Genomic DNA, 21,301 nt, shown 5'->3' with positions numbered 1-21,301 from the left:
GTCTTGCCAGGGCCCGCGGACGAGGTCCCTCGCTGCGGGAATCGAGTTTCTCGCTGCGAGAATTCGGTCCCTCGCTGCGAGAATTCGGTCCCTCGCGCGCGTGACTCGGCGCGGCCTTCGGAGCGCGCGATCCCTCGCGGGGATCGACGCTCTCGCGCTGGGGATCGCGCCGCGCGCATCGGGGATCGCGGCGGGCGCGCCGGGGATCGTCGTGCGCGCGCCGGGGATCGACGGATCGAGCCGAGGGATCGAAATTTCGCAGCGAGGGATCGCGTCGCGCCAGCCGGGGATCCGATGCGCGCGACGAGGGAGCGCGCTGCGCGATGTGGGGATCTTCGGCGCGACCGAGGGGATCGTGGTCGCGAGCCGCGATTCGCGCCCAGAAATGCCGAGGGCGGCAGCCCGCCGGGCCGGCGATGCTCGCCGAGACCCGTGCGGACGTACCGCCCTCGTTGCGTGGATCCGTCTCTCACCCGCGCGGTATCGCGCTCTCGAGCCCCGCGGCCGAGACGTTCCGCTCGATCCACCGCCACCGTCGGAGAGCAAGCGGGGCTGGGGCCCCGCGCGCAGCGTTTGGGGTGGGGGGACCCGTCCGGCTTCGCCGGACGGGGGGAGGGGTCTTCCAAGACCCCTCCCGCCGACTCAGTTACGCAGCGGCTTGTTGTTCATGAGCATGTACTGCATGCGCTCCTGGCTCTTCGGCTCGCCGCAGAGGCTGAGGAACGCCTCGCACTCGAGGTCCAGGATCTCCTGCTCCGTGACCTCGTGGGTGTGACCCGCCGCGCCGCCGCAGAGCACCTCCGCGACCTTCGTCGCGATCTTCGCGTCGTGCTCGCTCGCGTGGCCGCCCGCGACCAGCGTGTCGACCATCATGCGCAGCGTCGCGATGCCGTTCTCGCCGGGCAGCACGTACGCGCGCGGCGTCGGCGCGTGGTAGCCGCTCTCCGCGAGCCCGATCGCGCGCTGCTTCGCCTCGTGCACCTGGCGCGCACGATCGAACGACACGCCATCCGTCTTGCGGAAGTAGCCGAACTGCTGCGCCTCGACCGCGCTCGTCGCGACGCTCGCGAGCGCGATGTTCTTGAACACCTGCGTGACGATCGCGTAGGTGTCGACGTTCGCGCCCTGCACGACGCCGTCGAGCGCGCGCCACAGCATGTTCAGGTTGCCCGCGCCGCCCGGCAGCAGGCCCACGCCGACCTCGACGAGGCCCGCATAGGTCTCCGCCGCCGCCTGCACCGCGTCGCACCCGAAGCAGAGCTCGAGACCACCGCCGAGCGTCATGCCGTAGGGCGCCGCGACCACCGGCACCGCCGCGTACTTCATGCGCTGCGTCGCCTGCTGGTAGCCCTTCACCATCGTGCGCAGCTGGTCCCACGCGCCCTGCTGCGCGGCCATCACGACGCCGAAGAGGTTCGCGCCGACGCAGAAGTGCTCGCCCTGGTTGACGATCACCATCGCGCGGAAGCTCTCCTCCGCCTTCGCCGACGCCTCGTGCAGCATCGAGATCACGTCGGGATCGATGCTGTTCGCCTTCGTCTTGAACGTGACGCCGAGCACGCCGTCACCGAGGTCCCACGCCTCCGCGCCCGCGTTCTGCAGCACGGGCGAGGCCGCCTTCGGCTGCGGCTTCGCGGCGTCGCGGTAGCCGCCTCCGACGCTCGCCGCGCCGCCGCTCGCTGCGCGCCCGCGCAGCTCCGCGAGGGTGACCTCGCGCGGATCCTTCGCGCGCTCTACGTAGTGGCCCTTCGCGAGATCCCACACCGCGCCGTCCTCGCGGTAGAAGCCCTTCGCGCCCTTCGCCTTCATGTCGAGGATCGACTTCGGCAGCGCGACGCCGTCCTTCACCATGCGGTCGGTCGTCTCGACGAAGCCGAGCGCATCCCACGTCTCGAAGGGGCCGAGCTCCCAGTTGTATCCCCAGCGCATCGAGTCATCGATCGCGACCACGTCGTCCGTGATCTCGCCGATGCGGCGCGCCGAGTACGCGAGCGCGCGCGAGAGCACCTTCCACGCGAACTGACCCGCCTTGCCCTGGTCCGCGACGAGCGCGCGCACGCGCTCCTTCGGGTCCTCGATCTTCGAGATCTTCTTCGTCGCCTTCGCGATCTCCTCGTCGCCGCCCTTGAGGCGGTACTCGGTCGTCGCGGGGTCGATCGCCTCGCTCTCCGCCTTGCTCTTGCCGCGGCGGTAGAAGCCGGCCTTCGTCTTGTTGCCGAGGAGCTTCTTCTCGACCATCTGGCGGATGAAGCCGGGGACCTCGAAGACCTTGCGCTCTTCGTCCTCCGGCAGCGCCTTGAAGCAGTTGTCGGCGACGTGGACGAACGTGTCGAGGCCGACGAGATCCGCGGTGCCGAACGACGCGCTGCGCGGGTGGCCCATCGGGCTGCCCGTGATGTTGTCGACGTCCTCGGGCTTGAGGCCTTCCTCGAGCATGAGGTGGATCGTCGTCATCATGCTGTGCACGCCGATGCGGTTGCCCACGAAGTTCGGCGTGTCCTTGCCGACGACGATGCCCTTGCCGAGCACGTCGCGTCCGAAGCGCGCGATGCGCTCCATCGACGCGGGATCGGTCTCCGGGCCCGCCACGAGCTCGAGGAGCTTCATGTAGCGGACCGGGTTGAAGAAGTGCATGACCAGGAAGTTCTTCTTGAACTGCTGGCTGCGCCCTTCGACCATGTCGTGGATCCGCAGGCCCGACGTGTTCGACGCCACGATCGTGTGCGGCTGGACGACCTTCTCGAGGCGCTCGAAGAGCGCGCGCTTGATGTCGAGGCGCTCGATGATCGCCTCGACGATCAGGTCGCACTGACCGGCCTTCTCGAGGTCGTCCTCGAGGTTGCCGACGCTGACGAGCTTCGCGCTCGAGGGGTGGAAGAACGCGGCGGGCCGCGCCTTGAGGGTCGCGGCGAGGGCGCCCGCGGGGATCGCGTCGCGCTTCGCCTTGGGCGCGTCCTTGGGCGTGTCCTTCGGCACGATGTCGAGCAGCAGCACCTCGAGCCCCGCGTTCGCCATGTGCGCCGCGATGCCGCTCCCCATCACGCCGGAGCCGAGCACCGCAACCCGCCGGATCGCCTTCGCCATCGTCCGTGACCTCCTCGAAGAGCTTCGCGGCGATGAGCCCGCGAAGCAGCAAACAATCGGGGTCCCGGCTGCGCGAACGGCGCGGCCGGGGGCGAGAACATCCGCGCATTTCGAGGTGCTTGCAAGGCGGTTTCACGCAGTGCGTCAAAGACGCTTCGGTGCGCGAGGCGAGCGGCGGGGTTGGTACTCGGGGCTGTGGTTCATTGGCCGCGAGCGCGCGCGGCGTGCGCTCACCCGAGCAGCGCGCGCAGCACCTCGCGCGCTTCCACTCGGCCGCGCGCGAACCGCGCTCCGTTCCCCTCGTAGTCGACCGTCCCGTCGTCCACGCCCGCGCTCATCTCGGCGTAGAGGCCCGCGAGATCCGGCGTCATCCCCGCCTGCTGCAGCGCGCCCGCGACCGCCTCGCGCGGCACGCGCACCGTGTGGATCTCACGACCGAGCAGCGCGCTCAGCTCCTTCGCGACGTCGTCGAACGACACGTCGCGGGGCCCCGCGAGCTCGATGACCGCGCCGCGTCCTTCCGCCGGTCCCTCGAGCAGCGCCTTCGCGCCCGCCTCGCCGATGTCGCGGGTCGCGATCATCGGGATGCGCTTGCTCGGATCGAACGTGCTCGGCAGCACGCCCTGGCCCTTCACCGCGCCGATCAGGCTTCCGACGTTCTCGACGAAGTACGCCGGGCGCAGCCACGTGAAGCGCGTCGTCGCGATGCGGCCGAGCTCGCGCTCCGCGTGGTGCACGGTGCGGATCGGCCCCGTGCCCTTCGCGTGCTGCGCGCCGATCGACGAGAGGAACACGACGTGCGGTACCTTCGCGCGCTCGATCGCGCGGCCGAGCGCCGCGGTCATCTGCGCCTTCTCCGCGAGGTTGTCGTTCGACGCGTAGTCGGGCGGGAGCAGCAGGAACGCGCCCTCCGCGCCCTCGAGCGCCTTCGCGAGCGCGGCGTCGTCGCCGAGCGACGCGACCGCGACCTCCGCGCCCTTCGCGCGCCACGGCGCGCCCTTGTCCTCGCTGCGCACGACGACGCGCACCTTCCGCCCTGCCGCGAGCAGCGTCTCCGCGATGACCCCGCCCACGTGACCGGTGACTCCTGCGACGACGAACATGGCTGCTTCCTCCTCGGGCGCGCTCTCTCTCGCGCCGACGGAGCTCGTTGTGCGGCCCGCGCCGTCATTCGTCGCATCGATGCTATGGATGAACATCATGCACGAGACGAATCTCGCCGCGATCGACCTGAACCTCCTCGTCGCGCTCGACGCGCTGCTCGAGGAGCGCAGCGTCACGCGCGCCGCGCGACGCCTCGGGCTGAGCCAACCCGCGACCAGCCACGCGCTCGCGAGGCTGCGCGAGCTGGCGCGCGATCCCTTGCTCGTGCGCAGCGGCGCGGCGCTGGTGCCGACGCCGCGCGCCGAAGCGCTCGGGCCCGCGGTGCGCGCGATCCTCGGAGACATCCGCCGCACGCTCGAGGGCGAGCGCTTCGATCCCGCGACCGCTCGGCGCGCGTTCACGATCGGCACCGCGGACTACGGCGAGCTCGTGCTGCTGCCGTCGCTCCTGCGCCTGCTCGCGCGCGAGGCGCCGGGGATCGACATCGTGGTGCGCCCGGTGCCGGAGGACTCCGGCGAGGCGCTCGCGTCGGGGAAGCTCGACCTCGTGATCGTCGCGAGCTCGAGCGCCGGCGTGCCGTCGACGCTCGAGCAGCGGCGCCTCTTCGACGACGGGTTCTCGTGCCTCGTGCGCGCGGATCACCCGGTGCTCGACGAGCCGTGGACGGTCGAGCGCTTCGCCGCGATGGGCCACGTGTTTATCGCGCCGCACGGCACGCGCGGAGGTGTGGTCGACGACGCGCTCGCGCGCATCGGGCTCGCCCGGCGCGTGGTCGTGATGGTGCCGAGCTTCCTCGGCGCGCCCGCGATCGTCGCGGAGAGCGACCTCGTCGTGACGCTCCCCTCGCGGCTCGCCGCGCGCATCGCCGATGCGTTCGCGCTGCAGGTGATCGCGCCGCCGGTGCCGCTGCCTCGCTTCACGCTCGTCGCGCTGTGGCACGACCGCTCGCATCGCGATGTCGCGCACACGTGGATGCGCAACGCGGTCGCCGCCGCCGCGCGCGAGCTCTCGCCGCCGCGAGCGCCGCAAGCAGCACGAGGGCGGGCACGCCACCGCGCGACGAGCGACTGATCGCACAGCTCGCGACGCGTGGCGCGTCGTCCACCCCGCCGTCGAGCGCGCGCTGGGGCACGACCTCGCCGCGGATGCGCAGCACGAGCGGTGAGCGCCGCGCCGGCGTGCCGATGCGCGCGACGGTCGCGACGATCGTGACCCGCTGATCGTGAAGCGCGCCCACGTGATCGGGGCGCAGCGTCACCACGATCTCGCCGCGGCCCGCGCCGTTCACGAGGCCCGAGAAGCGCGGCGCGTGCACATCGAGGCGCGGATCGGCGACGCGCGTCGGCTCGACGTGGCCCTCCATCGCGCGCGACCGCTCGCTCGACGCGTCGACGATGCGCACGCGGCGCGTGATCGTCGGGCCGCCGACCACCACGCGCCCGAGATCGAGCACCGCCTCCGCGAGCTCGTCGCGCGCCGGCTCGCCCACGCCGCGCGAGATGCGCAGCTCGTCGAGCTCGCCCTCGAGCGCGCCGTCGAGCGCGCCGTGATCGCCGGGGTGCGCGCCGACGTGGAGCAGCCCTTCGCCGACGACGTGACGGCGCGCGGGGATCGCGACGTCCTCGTGGCGATCGTCGAGCTCGAAGCGCACGCGTCGCGCGGTGTGATCGACGCGCACCGCGACGCGATGGGTGCGCGCGTCGTCGATCACGAGCGTGCTGCGGACGCCCCACGCGCCGCGCCGGGGCGTGCGATCGCCGAACACGATCGCGATGCCGTGCTCGGCGCCGGCGTCGTCCATCCAGCGCACGCCGTCGAGCGATCCGGCGCGCGCGAGGACGCCGAAGTCGACGAAGCGATCGTCGCGCCCCGCGGGCTTCGCGACGACGAGCCAGCGCGCGCCCTCGGGCGCATCGTGGAGCCGCAGCGTGGCCTCGACGGTCAGGCTCGACGCGCCGAACGCGAGCGCGGCGTGCGGTCCCGCGACGAGGTGCGCGCCCCGCGAGAAGCGCCCGTCGCGCGCCGGGCCACGCAGCGGGATGCGGGGCGCGTCGAGCGATGCGGGCTGGCCGTCGAAGCGCGCCCAGAGGACCGGGCGGGCGCGTGACGCGGCGGCCGCGCCCTCGTCGCGCACGCCCTCGCCGACCACGCGCAGCACGGGATCGACACGCTGCGTGGCGCCGACGGTCTCGGCCTCGGCGACGTCGTGGAGCGCGCGCACCGTGGTGGGGCGCGCGTCCGCGAGATCCTCGCGCTCGCCGGGATCGCTCGCGAGGTCGTAGAGCTCGAGCGCTCCGTCGACGCGCTCGATCAGCTTCATCGAGCCGCGGCGCACCGCGACGCGCGACGCGATCTCACCGGGCCCGCCGCTCGCTTCGTCGCAGGTCCAGATCAGATCGCGTGGGTCGATCGCCGCGTCGTGTCCGACGAGCACGCGCGCGATCGACGCTCCGTCGACGACGGCGGGCGCGCCGACGCCCGCGAGCTCACCGAGCGTGGGGAGCAGATCCACGAGCCCGACCGGCACGTCGCGCACCGCGCCGGCCGGCACGACGCCGGGCCAGCGCGCGATCAAGGGCACGCGGATGCCGCCCTCGGTGAGGTCGCGCTTGCCGCCGCGGAACGGGCCGCTCGACGCGAAGAACGCCGCGTGGTGCCCGTCGGTCGTCGCGGGGCCGTTGTCGCTCGCGACGAGGATCAGCGTGCGCGACGCGAGGCCGAGCGCGTCGACGTGATCGACGATGCGCCCGACGTGGTCGTCGAAGCGCGTGACCAGCGCGGCGTACGCGCGGTCGACGTCGGGCCACGGCGCGTCGGCGTAGGGGCCGTCGTCGGGCGCGACGAGCTCGCGATGCGGGAGCGTGGTCGCGAGCACGACGAAGAAGGGCTGGCCCCGCCGTGCGGCGCGATCGATCTCGCGCGTCGTCTCCTCGACGAAGAGCTCGGGCGCCCAGCGCGCGCGTCCGTCCTCGACGTTGCCCTCGAGCGGGATTCGCTCGCCGTCGACCCAGATCCACTCGGGCCAGTGATCGGCCGCGAGGAACTGGTCGAGCACGACCATCGAGCGATCGAAGCCCATCGCCCACGGACCGACGAGCGCCTGGTGCGCGGTGCCGTCCGCGAGCTCGCCGCCGAGGCCCCACTTGCCGGCGATCGCGGTGTGATAGCCCGCGCCGCGCAGCAGATCGGCGATCGTCACCTCGTCGATCCGCAGCGTGCCGTTGGGGTACTGGTTCGCGCCGACCGGACAGTGCCCCGCGTGCAGGCCCGTCATCAGCACGCAGCGCGACGGCGCGCAGACCGGCGCGCCCGCGTACGCGGCGGTGAAGCGCATGCCTTCGCGCGCGAGCGCGTCGATGCGCGGCGTGTGGATGCGCGTCTGTCCGTGCACGCCGAGATCGCCCCAGCCGAGATCGTCGCCGAGGATCAGCACGACGTTCGGGCGCTCGACCGGCTGCGCGCGCGCGACCGGGACGACGAGGAGCGAGAGCACGAGCAGCGAGACGAGGCGCACCGTGCGTCACTCCTCGTCGCGCGCGCAGCGGAAGCCGACGTGCTCGAGCGCGCTCTCGGGCGTGGCGCCCATGCGCGCGGAGACGCGATGTCCGTGGCACGCGTCCTCGGCGCAGAGGAACGAGCCGCCGCGCATCACGCGCTGCGATCCCGGGCCGGGCACGAACGGCGCGTCGTCGTCGCGCAGCGGGTACGGGACGAGCCAGCTCGACGTCCACTCCCACACGTTGCCGAGCAGATCCGCGAGGCCGAGCGCGTCGCGCGTGAACGATCCCACCGGCGCGTGCAGCGCGAAGCCGTCCTCGACGTCGTTGCGCGCAGGGAAGGAGCCCTGCCACACGTTCGCGCGCCACGCGCCGTCACGCGCGCGCACGTCGAGCGATGCACGACGCGCGGCGTGCTCCCACTCGACCTCCGTCGGCAGCCGCGCGCCCGACCAGCGACAGAACGCGTCGGCGTCGGTCCACGACACCTGCGTGACCGGATGATCGGGCGACGCGCCGGGCGCGGACGGACCGAGCGGCGCGCGCCAGGTCGCGCCGGGCTCGAGGCGCCAGGTGCCGCGCGCGAGATCGAACACGCTGGCGTCGCCGTGGCGCTCCGCGTTGGTCACGTGGTGCGTCTCGTCGACGAAGCGCGTGAAACGCGCGACGCTCACCTCGTCGGCGTCGAGGTAGAAGGGCGCGACCTCCGCGACGAACGTCGGCGCTTCGAGCGCGAGCGCGTCGTCGCTCCCGACGCGGACGTGCCCGCCCGGGATCGCGACCATCCCGACCGGCACCGGGCCGCGCGGCATCGCGGGGCGCTCGCGATCGACGCTCGCGGCGGTGCGCGACGGACCGCAGGCCGCGAGCGACACGCACACGAGCACGAACCCGACGCGAACTGCAGCGCTCCCTCCGCTCACGGCGCGCGGATGGTATCGCGATCACTCGGACGAGAGCTCGACTCGAACGCGCGCGGTCTCGCCGGCACGGACGACGACCGGCACGCGACGGTTGCCGCTCCCGAGCGGCCTCAGCTCGAGCGTCTGTCGGCCCGCGGGCAGCGAGAACGTGCCCGGCGTCTGTCCGAGCCGCTCGCCGCGGAAGTACACGTCGGCCCACGCGCCGGTGGTGACGACCGCGACCCTGCCGGGGGCGCTCACGCTCGTCGCGATGCGCGCGAGGCGCGCTTGCGCGGCGCGCGGCACCACGGGCGCGGCGGCGACCGGCTCGGGCTCGGGCGGCGGCGGTGCGATGACCGGCTCGGGCGGAGGTGCCGCGGGCGGCGGCAGCGAGGGTGCCAATCGGGCCGCGGACGGACTGGCACGCTCTTCACGCGATGAGTCACGCAACGTCGTGACTGCGATGATCACGAGCCCGAGCACGATCGCGGCGAGCGCGCCCGCGGCGATCGGACGCGCCCTCGACTGCGCGCCTCGCGGCGCGAGATCGATCGCCGTCATCTCCGGCACCGAGAGCACGCGCAGTGACGCGCTCTCCTGATCGAGCTCGTCGTGCAGCGGCGCGGCGGGCACCGGCGCATCCGTCTGCGCGGCGAGCTGCACGAGCTGCGTCTTGCGCGTCATCGCCTTCGCGAAGAGCGCGTGCATCCACGACGATGCGTCGGCGATCGCGAACGGGCCCCCGTGCTTCGCGATGAAGTGCTCGAGATCCTGGGCCATCGCGCGCGCAGTCGGATAGCGCTCGTCGACCTCGCGCGAGAGCGCGCGCTGCACGATGCGATCGAGGGCGACGGGCGTCCCGGGCCGCACCTCGGTGAGGCGCGGCACCGGATCCTGCGCGACCGCGAAGACGGTCTCGGGATCCGAGCCGCGACGAAACAGCCGACGCAGCGCGATCGTCTCCCAGAGCAACACGCCGAGCGCCCAGACGTCGGCGCGGCGATCCACCGATTGCCCGCGCATCTGCTCCGGCGCCATGTAGGCGAATTTGCCCTTCACGGTGCCAGTCGCGGTGTGGTGGATTCGATTCTCCGCGCGCGCGATCCCGAAATCGACGACGCGCACCGCGCCGTCGTAGGTGACGAACACGTTCGAGGGCGACACGTCGCGGTGGATCACCCCGAGCGGTCTGCCGGTGACGTCGACCAGCTCGTGCGCGGCGTGGAGCCCCTCGGCCGCGTCCGCGACCAGCCGCGCCGCGAAGAGCGGCAGTGCCTCGATCGGCGCCTGCTCGTTGCGCTTGAGCGCGCGATGGACACGCGCGAGCGGCTCGCCCTGCAGGTACTCCATCGCCATGTAGTACGTGCCGTCCGCTTCGCCGAAGTCGATGACGCCGCAGACGTTCGGGTGGTTGATCGTCGCGGCGAGGCGCGCCTCGTCGAGGAACATCTCGACGAACTCCTGCTCGCGCGCGAGGTGCGGGTGGATGACCTTGATCGCGACGACCTTGCCGACGCCCATCGGCCCGCGCGTGTGCGCGAGATAGACGGTCGCCATTCCGCCCTGCGCGAGCTCGAACCGGAGTCGATATCGGCCCAGCGAGCGACGCGCCTCGCGCGGTGGATTCGTGATCTCCCCGGTCGGCTCTTCTCGGAAGAGCGGGACGACGACCGCCATCGATGTCTCCCCGTTCCTCAAGGTCGCAACGTCGGACCGGTGAACGCGGTCTGATCGGAGCCGGACTGCGATGCCGCGATCCCGATCCCGAGCGCGACGGCGAGCACCACCGCGCCGCCTGCGCCGAGGCCGATGCCCCAGTGCAGCCACGTGTCGTCGGAGTGCGAGGTCGGCTCGGCGCGCGCGATCTCCGGCGACACCGCGCCCGCGACGCGTCGCGGCGACGCTCGCGTTCCGTCGCTCGCGACGATTGCGCCGCCCGCGCCGTGCGCGACGACGAAGAGCGAGATCTCCGCCGCCGCGGGCGCCTCGATCACCAGCTCTTCTCCGTGCGCCGACTGCCACGCTCCCGCCGCGCCGAGCCGATACGCGATCGTCACGTCGCGCACGAGCCCGACGGGCGCTCGGAGCAGCGTCGCACGGACCCGCGCCGCGCCTTCGCTCCGAGAGACGTCGACGACGAGCTCGACGCGCCCTCCGAGCGACGCGCGGGCGCGCTCGAACACCGCGCGCAGTCGCGGAGGCGCGCGGCCGTCGAGCACACGATTGGGCTCGAGCGCCGCCAGCAGCGTCAGATCGTGCTCTGCGCCGCGCGCATCGCCGAGCGCGAAGCGCACGAGCGCGCGCTGCTCGTAGAGCGTCGCGAGCTCGTCACGCGCGAGCTCTTCGCCCTGCTCCGCGCGGTCGAGCGCGCTCAGCGCACGCTCGAATTCGGCTTCGTTCGCGGCGTCGATCCCGGCGCGCAGCGACTCGCTCGCGCGCGCGGAGGAGGGCAGTCCGATCAGGCACAATGTCGCGAGCGCGAGGCTTCTCCAATGCGCCATGCGCTCACCGTAGGGCACGGCGCGCGCACCGTGTGTCCGGGCGATCCCCGATTGCTCGCATCGCACGAGAGGACGACAGATCGAGCACATGCTGCGTCGCTCTGCGCTCGTGCTCGGGGGTGCCGTGCTCGCGTGTTGCGCGGCCGATCCGCACGAGGGCAGTTGGGAGCTCCAGATGGCGTCTCCCGATCTCGCGGCGCGTGTGGCGTCGATCGAAGCGAGCGTGCACGAGGGCGGGTGCAGCGGCGACGTGCTCTATCGCGCCGTGCTGCGCGACGGTCAGGCAGGGATGGCGCTGCCGCTGCTCGGGCGCGGAACCTACGGGTTCCGCGCGCATGCGCTCGACGCGGAGTGCGTGATCTTCGCGGAAGGCTGCGTGCAGGTGAGCCTTCCTGCGGGCGATCCGCACGTGCTCGTGGTGCTCGACGAGCGCACGCCGAGCCCGGCGTGCGACTCGAGCGCGTGCGGCGGAGGAGGGTGCCAGTCGGCGGACTCCGGTGCTCCAGTGACGGACTCCGGTGCTCCCGATGCGTCGGAGTCGGCGGACTCCGGTGCTCCCGACGCGAGTCCCACCATCGACGCGAGCGCCCCTCCGCTCGTGCCGTCGAACATCCCCGGCGACACGTTGCTCGCGGGCACGGTCGATCTCGTGCTGCGCGAGGCCGACGGCACGATCGTCATCGACACCGACGCCGCGACGATCGTGCGGGCTTCGGACTCCGCGGATCGGCGCCCCGACGGGCTCGAGGACCGGCTCGTGCCGCAGCTCGGGACCGCGCCCGATCTGCGTGTCTTCGTCCTGCGCTCGCTGCACGTCGAGGAGGGCGCCGACGTGCGCGTGATCGGCGCGGCGGCGCTCGTCTTCGCGGTCGCCGGCGAGGCGATCGTGGACGGAGTGATCGACGTGCGCGGTGGACGCACGACGCCCGAAGCCGCCGGCGCGGGCGGGTTCGCGGGCGGCACCGCGCTCACCCGCAGCGGTGGCGGGCCGGGCGGCGGGCTCGCCGACATCGCGCGCGAGGACGTCGGAGGCGGCGGCGGCGCGCACGCGGGCCGTGGTGGCGCGGGCGGCGCGCGCGGCGGCGTCGTGGGCGGCGCGGCAGGACGCGCGTTCGGCGAGCGCGCGCTCGTGCCGCTGGTCGGCGGATCGGGCGGCGGCTTCGGCGGTGGCGGGGACGCAGGCGGTGTGGGCGGAGGAGGCGGCGGCGCCGTGCAGATCTCCGCGGCGCGCATCCGCATCGGCAGCCGCGGTGGCATCAACGCGGGCGGCGGCGGCGGACGCGGCGGACGAAGCGACGACGGCGGAGGAGGCGGCGGCGCGGGCGGCGCGATCCTGCTCGAGGCGCTCGCGATCGACGTCGACGGCGCGCTCGCCGCGAACGGCGGCGGCGGTGGCGCGGGCGCGAACGTGAGCGTCGAAGGTCGCGCCGGTCAGTCCGGCCGCCTCGGCTCCACGGAGGCGAACGGCGGAGACGGCGCGGGCGAGGGCACGTCGGGCGGCGACGGCGCGGCGGGCGATCGCATCGACGGCGAGGCGGGCGCGAGCGCGTCCTCCTCCGGACTCGACAACAGCGGCGGCGGCGGTGGTGGCGGTGGTCGCATCCACCTCCGCGCCGCGTCGATCGATCGTGACGGCGCGACGCTCTCGCCCGCGGCCGGCGTGACCACCGCCTCGCTGTGAAGCGTCAGGATCCGTCGGCGAGATATCGCCCGGCGTCCTCCCAGAGGCTCGCCGCGAAGCGCGATCGGAAGAACCCGAAGTGTCCGATCTCGCGCGCGCCGAGCTCGCGCGGACGGACCACGCGGACCTCGCGCTCGGCGTTGCGATACACGTCGACCAGCGCGCGCACCGCGCGCTCCGGCGCGTAGCCGTCGTCGCTGATCGCATACGCGCGCAGCCGTCCGCGCCAGAGCGAGAACCACGCGCCATCGCGCTCGCGCGCGCTCACGCCGAGATACTCGGGGTCGCGACCCCACGTCGCCCACTGTCGCGCGACGCCCCCCGGCACGTCCTCACCGCCGCCGAGCGCCTTTCCCGGCAAGTACCCGAGCGTCGCGAGGCTCGCCGGGATCACCGCGTGCCAGAGCATCGCCATGCCCGCGCGGTGCATGCCGTCCCAGTGGCCCCAGTAGCCGCTCTGGCTGCCGACGAAGAGCGCACGCTCGAAGGGCGCGTCGGGCACGAAGCCCATGAGCTGACCGCCGACGCTGTGACCGACGTAGTGCGTCGGCAGACCGCCGAAGCGACGCGCGAGCTCGTCCGTGCCCGCGGCGAGATCGAGCTCGCCCCAGTCGGTGAGCGCGGCGCGCGTCGCGTGCAGCGGCGTCGCGCGCGAGCCGCCGATCCCGCGGTAGTCGATCGTGATCGACGCGAGGCCGTGGTGCGACGCGAGGTGCTTCGCGAACCCGGCGTAGTAGCGGCGCTTCACGCCCATCGCGGGCGCGACGAGCAGCGCGCCGCGCGGCTCTTCGATCGGCATCACGAGATCGGCGGCGATCGGTGCGCCGTCGGGCGCGCTCAGCGTGATCGCGTAGCTGCGCGCGGTGCTCTCGTCGCGCGCGTCGGGACGAACGTTCGAGCTCGAGTCGAGGGTAGGCGCCGGCACGGGTCACCTCCAGCGGTGAGCGGTCATGTCACCAGTGGTGACATTGGCGCGCGGCGCGCTCGGCGTCAAGCGCCTGGACGCGAGCGCACGTCGTCTCCACGCTGCGCACACGATGCAGCTCGACACCGCGCTCTCTCTTCGTCGCAGCGTCCGCGCCTTCCTTCCGCGCGAGGTTCCGCGCGAGACGCTCGCCTCGATCTTCGCGCGCGCCCAGCAGTCGCCCTCGTGGTGCAACATCCAGCCGTGGCGCGTCTGGGTCGCGTCGGGCGAGGCCCGCGTGCGGCTCGTCGCAGGCCTCGTCGAGGGGGCGAAGGCGCGGATGCCCGAGCCCGACGTGGCGTTCCCCGGCGACTATCCCGAGCCCTACGGCACGCACCGCAAGCAGTGCGGCAAGGCGCTCTACGAGGCGATGGGCGTCGCGCGCGACGACATGGTCGGGCGCCACCACGCGTGGATGCGGAACTTCGTCGCGTTCGACGCGCCGCACGTCGCGATCGTCGGGATCGATCGCCGCTTCGGGCTCTACGCCGCGCTCGACGTCGGATGTTGGCTGCAGTCCGTGCTGCTGCTCGCGACGTCGGAGGGGGTCTCGACGTGCGCGCAGGCCGCGCTCGCGACGTACCCCGACGTCGCGCGGAAGGAGCTCGGCGTCGGCGACGACGTGCAGATCCTGTTCGGGATCGCGATGGGCTACGAGGACGAGCGCGCCGCCGCGAACGAGTGCCGCACCACGCGCGGGCCGCTCGACGCGAACGTCACGTTCGTCGGCTGATCACCAGCCGCCGAGCTCCATCACGTCCTCGACGTTCTCGTCGTCGAGCCAGCCGCCGCGCGCGAGCTCGATCGCCTCGGTGACGCTCGTGGCGATGTAGACCTCGCGATCGTCGTCGCTGCTCAGCGCGACGAGCCGGTCGCGCACGCCGTGTCGATCGAGGAGCACGTTCACCGCGCGCACGAGGCCGCGCACCGTGACCATCGTCGTGTGACCGCGGCGGCGTCGCTCCTCGAGCTCGCGCAGATCGATCTCGTCGGTGTCGAGCGACTCCTCGTAGTCGTCGAGCAGCGCGACGAAGTGCTCGCCCGCGCGCAGCACGAGCGGCGCGTCCGCGCTCGATCCGATGCGCTCCATCTTCACCGCGCCGAGCTCGGGCGCGATCGAGGAGAGGCGCGCGACGAGGGCACCCGCGGTGACCGGATCGTTCGCGCGCTGCACGAAGAGCCGGTCCGCGAGCTTCCGCGCGCGCGCCGTCCGCTCGTCGCCGCCCGCCGCGTAGTAGGCCTCGAGCAGATCGACGCGGCGCGCGATCGGATCGCCGTCGCCGATCGCCGTCGCGACGCGCAGGAGCTCGTCGCCCTGGAGATCCTTCGCGACGCCCGCGTTGCGGAGCGCGCGCACGAACTCGAGCTCGTCGGGATCGAGCAGGCGCGACGCGAGGCGCTCGGCGCCTTCCGCGGGTGGGAGCTCGGAGAGTCGGGTGGCGCTCTCCGGCGGGCGCGAGGCGACCGGACGGGAGTCGGTGTCGGAGCTCGGTGCGGGAGGGGCTTGCTCGGAGCTCATCGTCGCTTCTCGTGTCATGGCGCGAGGGGCGAGGGAAGGGGGATGTTGCCCGGGATCGGTCCCGAGCCGGGGAAACCGTGAGTCAGCTCCGGCGCGGCGGCGGAGGCGGCGGGACCGAGGGCTTGCCTGCGTGCGGTGGCGGCGGCGGCACGCTGGTCGGGCGCGGCGGGAACGGCGGAGGCGCGCTCGGGACGCTCGGACGAGGAGGGATCGCGGCGAGGGGCAGCGGGACCTCGGCGAGCGGCGCTTCCTCGGACGAGAGCTCCTCGATCTCGTCTTCGTCGTAGGCCTCGACCTCGGCGGAGACCGCGTCGTCGTCGATCGCTTCCGCGAGCGCGTCGGCGTGCATCGCCTCGTCGTCGTCGAGCTCGTCGATCTCGTCGTCGATCGGCTCGGCTTCGATCGCGTCGTCGTGGTCGTGCGCGAACGCCGCGGCGTCCTCGAAGTCGCCGTCGTCGTCGTCGGGCGGGCCGGCGATCGCGTGCGTGACCTCGGCGGGCTCGCGCGCGGGCGGCTCCGAGGGCGGTCGCCAGCCGCGCTCCTCGTCGGCGATCACCTGCGTCGACACGCGCGGCAGCGGCGCGCCGTCGACCTCGACGCGACCGGAGCGCACAGTCGGCGGCAGCGCGCCGAACGACGCCGGCTTCGGCTCGTCGAGCTGCTCCGGCGTGGCCTCGACGGAATCGGTCGGGAGCAGCGCGGACGAGGGCGGCAGCTCGAGCGCGTCGGAGTGATCGAGGCCCGGCTCGGGCGGTGCGTCGATGCCGGGATCGGTGTTCTCCGCGGCGGCGCGCGAGCTCGCGAGGTCGCGCTGCTCGGTCTCCGCGAGCGCGACGTCGACCGCGCTCGCCTCGACCGAGTCGTCGTCCAGCGCGCCGCGCGCACCTCCCTCGATGCGCGCGAGCGCAGCGACGACGTCGGCGTCGTCGGGCGCGAGCTTCTGCACCTTCTGCCACGCCTCGAGCGCTTCCCAGCGGTTGCGCAGGCCGCGCTCCCACGTCAGCGCGATCTCCTTGCGCAGCGCGATCTCCTGCTCGCGATCGCCGCGCGCCTTCACGAGGTCGCTGTCGAGCGCGAGGAGCAGATCCTGGTGGCGCGCCGCGCGCCGCAGCGACTGCCGGAGCGCGACGCGCGCTTCGGGATCGTTCGGCGCGACCGCCTTGAGATGACCGAGCACGTCCGCCGCGTCGCCGGGGCGACCGAGGTGCTCGAGCACGCTCGCGCGCCGGCGCAGCAGCGCGGCCGCGGTCTTCGAGTCGAGCGCGTCCTCGACGAGCTTCGCGAGGTGCTGATCGAGCATCGGCAGGCGCCCGTTGCGCGCGCCGAGGCTCTCGAGCGCGTCGAGCGGGCCCGGCTCGGAGGGTGCGAACGTGCTCGCGCGGAGCAGCGCGCCCCACGCGCCGTCGGGCTCGTCGAGCTCGCTCTCGAGCAGGCGCGACGCACGGAGCAGCAGCGCGGCGCCCCCCTTCGGGTCGGCCTCCATGTCCTCGGCGATCGCCGCGTAGACGTCGACCAGCGCGCGCAGGAGGCCGCTCGCCGCGTCCTTCTCGCGCTCGCGATCGAGCTCGCGCGCCGCTTCCTCGACGCGCGGCGCGAGCTCGCGCGAGCGCACCGCCAGCGACACCGCCTGCGCGAGGTACTCGAGCGCGCGCTCGCGATCCTCGAGACCGTCCTCGCAGAGTCGCACCGCGCGGAGCAGCGCCTCGATGCGCGCCGCGTCGTCCTTCGCGCTCCCGCGGCGGCGGTCGTACACGACGAGCAGCTCGTCGGCGCGGCCCGCGCGCGGCGCGAGATCCTCGGCGACCGCGAGCACCTCGTCGTCGTTCGGCGCGAGCGAGCACGCGCGCAGCGCACGATCGAGCGCGCCCGAGGGATCCTCCGCCTCCTGATCGAGCAGCGACGCGTGGCGCAGGAGGAGCTCGATCTTGCGCTCCTTCTCCTCGGCACGACGGATCAGCGTCTCGTACACCTGCGCGAGCCGCGGCCAAGCGCTCGCGCGCACTGCGAGCCGATCGACCTCGTCGTGCACCGCGCGATCGTCGCCGCGCACCACCGCGTCGAGGTCGATCGCGAGCGCTTTCAGCGTCGACTCGAGCGCGCCGCTCGCGTCACCGAGCTCTTCCTGCACGCGCGCCGCGTCGAGCCAGCGCGTGCGCTTGATCGTCGCGTCGTCGCTGCTCTCCGCGATCGAGACGAAGTGCTCGACGAGCCGCGGCGCGATCCCCGCCGCGCGCGCGAGCTCGCGCAGCTGCGCTTCCGCGTCGGCATCGCCCTCGCGCGCTCGCTCCGCGAGCTTCTCCCACGCGCCGTCCACGTCGCCGAGACGACGGAACGCGATCTCCGCGCTCCGACGCACGAGCGCGCTGACCGCGGTCGGGTCGTCTCCGAGATCCGCGAGCGAGTCGAGCGCGATGACGAGGTCCTTCCAGCGCTCCGCCGGCTCGAGCAGCGCGATCAGCCGCCGCAGCGGCTCGGCCTCGGCGAGGTCCGCGTCCGCCCACGCGTAGAGCGCGTCGATCGCGCGCGCGGGATCGCGCAGCTCGTCCTCGTAGAGATCGGCGAGACGCTTGGCGACCGGGACGCGCAGCCCGGGATCTTCGAGCACCTGCAGCGTGCGCTCGAGCGCGTCGGCGACGCCGTGGCGATCCTCGATGCGATCGTTCCACGTCGCGAGCAGCTCGAGCGCGGGGAGGCACGTCGGATCGAGCGTGCGCACCACGACGTTGAGCAGCTCGATCGCGTCGCGCGGACGATCGAGGCGCTCGGCGAGCAGCGCGGCGCGCTCGAGGAGCAGCTCGCGCTTGTCGCTCGGCGCCTCGGCCACGTTCGCGAGCCGCTCGAGCGCCTCGTCGAGCGCCGCGACGTCGTCCTGCGCGCGCGCACGATCGCGCAGGAACGAGAGCGCCTCGACGTCCTCGCCCGCGTCGAGCACTTCGCGATACGCCTCCGCCGCGGCGGCCTCGTTGCCCACGCGCTCGCTCAGCGTGCGCGCGATGCGCCGGTAGAGCGCCGCGCGCATCGCGGGGTCTTCCTCGAGCCGCGCGCGCTCGCGCAGGAGCACCACGAGATCCTTGAAGCGCTCGCTGCGATCGTAGACGTCGCACAGCGCGTCGAGGATCGCCTCGTCGCGCGGCGCGAGCTCGTGGGCGCGCGCGTAGAACTCACCGGCCTGCGCGAGATCGCGCAGCGTCTCCGCGGCGATGCGCCCCATGCGCGTGTACGTCGCGGCGCGCTCGGGCCCGTCCTCCACGTCCGTGCGATACGAGAGCGTCGTGAGCAGTCGATCGGCGTTGCCCGCGCGCTCGTCGATCGCCTCCATGCGCGCGAGCGCCTCGGGATCACCCGGCTCGTCCTCGAGCACGCGCGCCCACGCGGCGAACGCGCCCTCCTCGTCGCTCATGCGCTCTTCGAGCACGCGCGCGAGCGAGCGACACAGCGCGGCGCGGTGCGCTCCGTCGGCCTGCTCGATGCGCGCCTTGAGCATCGGGATCGCCTCGGAGAACGCGCCGGACGCGAGCAGCACGTCGCAGAGCGCGTCGCGCCCCGCGGCATCGGTCGGGACGAGATCGCGCAGGTTGCGCAGCGCGGAGATCGCCTCCTCGAGATCCCCGCGTCGATCGCGATGGATCGCGGCGAGGCGCCGGTAGACCTCGGCTTTCTGCTGCGGCTCGAGCGTCGAGAGCGCCTCGCGCTCGAGCACCTGCACGAGGTCGTCCCAGCGCTCCGTCGCTTCGAGCAGCCGCACCAGCGCCGCGCGCGCTTCGCGATCCGAGGGATCGAGCGCCGCGACGCCCTTCCACGCGCCGATCGCGCCCTCGGAGTCCCCGAGCCGCCGCTCGCTGAGCGCCGCGACCTCGCGCAGGCGCTGGGTGCGCGCCTCCACCGAGAGCCCGGGCATCCGCGCCGCGCCGAGCAGCAGCTCGCGCAGCGCGGCCCACTCGCCGCGCTTGCGCAGGTGCTCCTCGACGAGCGCGAGCGCCTCCGCGTCCGACGGATCGAGCTCGAGGATCTGGCGCGCGGACGCGACCGCGCCTTCTTCGTCACCGCGCGCGCGCAGCGCGCCGACCATCTCGCGCAGCCGCGGGATGCGCTCGTGGGGCGGCAGGCCCTGCGACGCGACGGTCAGCGCGCGCAGCGCGTCCTCGTCGCGCCCGGCGCGCCGATAGAGCTCGACGAGCTGCGACGCGGCCTCGGCGTCGCGCTCCTCGAGCAGCCACTCGAGGCACGTGATCGCGTACTCGACCTGGCCCGCGTCGAGGTACGCCTTCGCGAGACGGCGGCGACGCTCGGCCGCGCCCGGCGCCTCGGGGGCGCGCGCGAGGAACGCCACCCAGCGCCGCGGGAGCAGATCGAAGTGCCCGACGCGCTCCGCGATCCGCTCGAGCAGCGCGAGCGATCCGTCGTGATCGGGCGCGCCGTCGAGCGCCGTCTCGAGGTGCCCGACGGCGTCGGCGGGGGGCAGCTTCTGCGCGAGCTGGAACAGCACGTCCGCGGCGCGCCGGCGATCGGCGTCCGCGATCATCGCGTCGCCGCTCTGATCGGCGCGCGTGAGGTACACGCGCGCGAGGTCCTGCATCGCCTCGACGTCGCCCGGCGCGACGCCGAGCGCGCGCTTGAGCGCGACGACCGCGCCCTCGGTGTCCCCGAGGTCGTGTGCGCGGACGTGCGCGAGCTCGCGCAGCAGCGCGACCTTGCGCTCGGGATCGGGCTCGGCCTTCGACTCGAGCTCGCACAGCGTCGCCGCGGCCTTGAGGTTGCCGGCCTGTCGATAGATCTCGCGCGCCGCGTAGATCGCCGGCACGAGCGTCGGGTCGAGCTCGAACGCCTTGCGATAGTGGGTGATCGCCTTGTCGGCGCGCTTGAACGAGTGCTCCCAGACCTCGCCGAGCCGGTGCTGGAGCGCGGCGACGTCGCGTGGCTCGCCGCCCGCGTGCGCGAGCGCATCGGCGCGTCGCTCGAGCAGCTCCGCGAGCCTGCGGTGATCGCCCGCTTCCTCGTAGATCGCGGTGAGCCTCAGGCCCGCGTCGCCGTGCGCCGCGTTGCGCTCGAGCGCGCGCTCGTAGAGACGCATGCTGCGCGCGCGGTCGCCGAGGGCGCTCCACGCGAGCTCGCCCGCTTCGAAGAACGCGTGCGATGCCGCGCCGTGGTCGGTGCTTCGTCCCGCCCATCCCTCGAGGAGATTGGCGAGCGACGCGTAGTCGCCGATGCGCTGGTAGTGCGCCCGGAGCGCTGCGTACGCCGACGCATCGTCCGGGTTGCGGCGCAGGCGTGCGATGAGCTCCTCGGCCGTCGCGTCCATCTCTCTCGCGGGGCTCGCTGTCCAGGGTCCGGCGGTGGGAGGAGCAGGCTACCATACGTCGTCTCCGTCTCGCGAATGCCTCTTCGTTTGGTCTCCGGGCCTCGGGAGCGAATGACCCTGGGCGGATCCGCGGCGCGGGCGTACGTATCGCGCACGACGATGAGCTCGCCCGTGCCCGATCCGATCGCCCTCTTCCTCGAGACCCGCTCGCGCGCCGAGCCGAACGAGCCGTGGGACGCCGTCGCGTGCGCGCTCGCGACCGCCGACGCGAAGGGCCGCCCCAGCGCGCGCTTCGTGCTCGTGAAGGAGGTCGATGCGGACGGCTTCTGGTTCTACACGAACGAGCAGAGCCAGAAGGGCAAGGACCTCGACGCGAACCCGTGGGCCTCGCTCTGTTTCTTCTGGCCGAGCGTGCACACCCAGTTCCGCATCGAGGGCCCGGTCGAGAAGGCGAGCGCGGCGCGCAGCGACGCGTACTTCGCGTCGCGCCCGCGGATCTCGCAGGTGGGCGCGTGGGCGAGCGATCAGAGCCGCCCGATCGCGTCGCGCGAGACGCTCACGGATCGCGTGCGGCAGCTCGAGGCGCAGTTCGAGGGCAAGCCGGTGCCGCGCCCGCCGCACTGGGGCGGTTATCGCGTGATCCCGCAGATCGTCGAGCACTGGGTCGAGGGCGACTATCGCCTCCACGATCGCTTCCGCTACGAGCGCCAGGAGGACGGCACCTGGCGCGCGACGCGCCTCGCTCCTTGA

Annotated in this window: 12 protein-coding genes and 1 pseudogene; 4 read left to right on the top strand and 9 right to left on the bottom strand. The window is 73.4% G+C overall.

Features of this window, described 5'->3' with window-relative positions:
- Nucleotides 1–642: 642 nt before the first annotated feature.
- A complete protein-coding gene (locus DB32_RS28625; protein WP_053235816.1) occupies nt 643–3,084 on the bottom strand; it encodes a 3-hydroxyacyl-CoA dehydrogenase/enoyl-CoA hydratase family protein in 2,442 nt (813 codons plus the stop codon).
- Nucleotides 3,085–3,314: 230 nt separating this feature from the next.
- Nucleotides 3,315–4,187 (bottom strand): NmrA family NAD(P)-binding protein, encoded by an 873-nt coding sequence (locus tag DB32_RS28620; RefSeq protein ID WP_053235815.1) that lies wholly within the window; start codon nt 4,185–4,187, stop codon nt 3,315–3,317.
- A gap of 97 nt (nt 4,188–4,284) precedes the next feature.
- On the opposite strand from DB32_RS28620, the gene DB32_RS44495 reads away from it, so the two are divergent.
- Nucleotides 4,285–5,259 carry a LysR family transcriptional regulator gene (locus DB32_RS44495; protein ID WP_169791591.1) on the top strand — a complete coding sequence of 325 codons (975 nt, stop codon included), beginning with the start codon at nt 4,285–4,287 and terminating at the stop codon, nt 5,257–5,259.
- Between the two features lie 1,174 nt (nt 5,260–6,433).
- On the opposite strand, the pseudogene DB32_RS49700 reads toward DB32_RS44495, so the two are convergent.
- From DB32_RS49700 to DB32_RS28595, 4 genes and pseudogenes are all read right to left on the bottom strand, one after another.
- Nucleotides 6,434–7,621, bottom strand: a pseudogene (locus DB32_RS49700) (sulfatase-like hydrolase/transferase); the annotation flags it as partial.
- Between the two features lie 87 nt (nt 7,622–7,708).
- Nucleotides 7,709–8,608: a formylglycine-generating enzyme family protein gene (locus DB32_RS28605; RefSeq protein WP_075097655.1), complete on the bottom strand. Its 900-nt coding sequence runs from the start codon at nt 8,606–8,608 to the stop codon at nt 7,709–7,711.
- Nucleotides 8,609–8,629: 21 nt separating this feature from the next.
- Nucleotides 8,630–10,264 carry a serine/threonine-protein kinase gene (locus tag DB32_RS28600; RefSeq protein WP_053235811.1) on the bottom strand — a complete coding sequence of 545 codons (1,635 nt, stop codon included), beginning with the start codon at nt 10,262–10,264 and terminating at the stop codon, nt 8,630–8,632.
- Between the two features lie 17 nt (nt 10,265–10,281).
- Nucleotides 10,282–11,088 (bottom strand): hypothetical protein, encoded by an 807-nt coding sequence (locus DB32_RS28595; RefSeq protein WP_157069501.1) that lies wholly within the window; start codon nt 11,086–11,088, stop codon nt 10,282–10,284.
- An 88-nt stretch (nt 11,089–11,176) separates the two neighbouring features.
- Between DB32_RS28595 and DB32_RS50050 the strand changes: the two genes are divergently transcribed.
- Nucleotides 11,177–12,769 carry a hypothetical protein gene (locus tag DB32_RS50050; protein WP_053235809.1) on the top strand — a complete coding sequence of 531 codons (1,593 nt, stop codon included), beginning with the start codon at nt 11,177–11,179 and terminating at the stop codon, nt 12,767–12,769.
- Between the two features lie 4 nt (nt 12,770–12,773).
- Here DB32_RS50050 and DB32_RS28585 read toward each other — a convergent pair whose 3' ends face one another.
- Nucleotides 12,774–13,694 carry an alpha/beta hydrolase family protein gene (locus tag DB32_RS28585; protein WP_053235808.1) on the bottom strand — a complete coding sequence of 307 codons (921 nt, stop codon included), beginning with the start codon at nt 13,692–13,694 and terminating at the stop codon, nt 12,774–12,776.
- Between the two features lie 112 nt (nt 13,695–13,806).
- On the opposite strand from DB32_RS28585, the gene DB32_RS28580 reads away from it, so the two are divergent.
- Nucleotides 13,807–14,466 carry a nitroreductase family protein gene (locus DB32_RS28580; RefSeq protein WP_075098051.1) on the top strand — a complete coding sequence of 220 codons (660 nt, stop codon included), beginning with the start codon at nt 13,807–13,809 and terminating at the stop codon, nt 14,464–14,466.
- On the opposite strand, the gene DB32_RS28575 is transcribed toward DB32_RS28580, so the two are convergent.
- Both DB32_RS28575 and DB32_RS28570 read right to left on the bottom strand, forming a co-directional pair.
- Nucleotides 14,467–15,252 (bottom strand): hypothetical protein, encoded by a 786-nt coding sequence (locus DB32_RS28575; RefSeq protein WP_157069500.1) that lies wholly within the window; start codon nt 15,250–15,252, stop codon nt 14,467–14,469.
- 82 nt (nt 15,253–15,334) lie between these two features.
- The gene (locus DB32_RS28570) at nt 15,335–20,551 is read right to left on the bottom strand and encodes a hypothetical protein (RefSeq protein WP_053235805.1); all 5,217 of its coding nucleotides are present in this window, start codon (nt 20,549–20,551) and stop codon (nt 15,335–15,337) included.
- Between the two features lie 159 nt (nt 20,552–20,710).
- On the opposite strand from DB32_RS28570, the gene pdxH reads away from it, so the two are divergent.
- Nucleotides 20,711–21,301 carry a pyridoxamine 5'-phosphate oxidase gene (gene pdxH, locus DB32_RS28565; protein WP_053235804.1) on the top strand — a complete coding sequence of 197 codons (591 nt, stop codon included), beginning with the start codon at nt 20,711–20,713 and terminating at the stop codon, nt 21,299–21,301.

It is taken from the genome of Sandaracinus amylolyticus (assembly GCF_000737325.1).
GTDB lineage: Bacteria > Myxococcota_A > Polyangia > Polyangiales > Sandaracinaceae > Sandaracinus > Sandaracinus amylolyticus.
The sequence above is the reverse complement of the archived record's forward strand: the minus strand, read 5'-3'. Positions and strand labels throughout refer to the sequence as shown.

Excerpts from the sequence above, each read along its gene's own strand:
- DB32_RS28600 (WP_053235811.1), bottom strand. The coding sequence starts at position 10,264 with ATGGCGGTCGTCGTCCCGCTCTTCCGAGAAGAGCCGACCGGGGAGATC.
- DB32_RS28580 (WP_075098051.1), top strand. The coding sequence starts at position 13,807 with ATGCAGCTCGACACCGCGCTCTCTCTTCGTCGCAGCGTCCGCGCCTTC.
- DB32_RS44495 (WP_169791591.1), top strand. The coding sequence starts at position 4,285 with ATGCACGAGACGAATCTCGCCGCGATCGACCTGAACCTCCTCGTCGCG.
- DB32_RS28595 (WP_157069501.1), bottom strand. The coding sequence starts at position 11,088 with ATGGCGCATTGGAGAAGCCTCGCGCTCGCGACATTGTGCCTGATCGGA.
- pdxH (WP_053235804.1), top strand. The coding sequence starts at position 20,711 with ATGAGCTCGCCCGTGCCCGATCCGATCGCCCTCTTCCTCGAGACCCGC.
- DB32_RS28575 (WP_157069500.1), bottom strand. The coding sequence starts at position 15,252 with ATGAGCTCCGAGCAAGCCCCTCCCGCACCGAGCTCCGACACCGACTCC.
- DB32_RS50050 (WP_053235809.1), top strand. The coding sequence starts at position 11,177 with ATGCTGCGTCGCTCTGCGCTCGTGCTCGGGGGTGCCGTGCTCGCGTGT.
- DB32_RS28625 (WP_053235816.1), bottom strand. The coding sequence starts at position 3,084 with ATGGCGAAGGCGATCCGGCGGGTTGCGGTGCTCGGCTCCGGCGTGATG.
- DB32_RS28620 (WP_053235815.1), bottom strand. The coding sequence starts at position 4,187 with ATGTTCGTCGTCGCAGGAGTCACCGGTCACGTGGGCGGGGTCATCGCG.
- DB32_RS28570 (WP_053235805.1), bottom strand. The coding sequence starts at position 20,551 with ATGGACGCGACGGCCGAGGAGCTCATCGCACGCCTGCGCCGCAACCCG.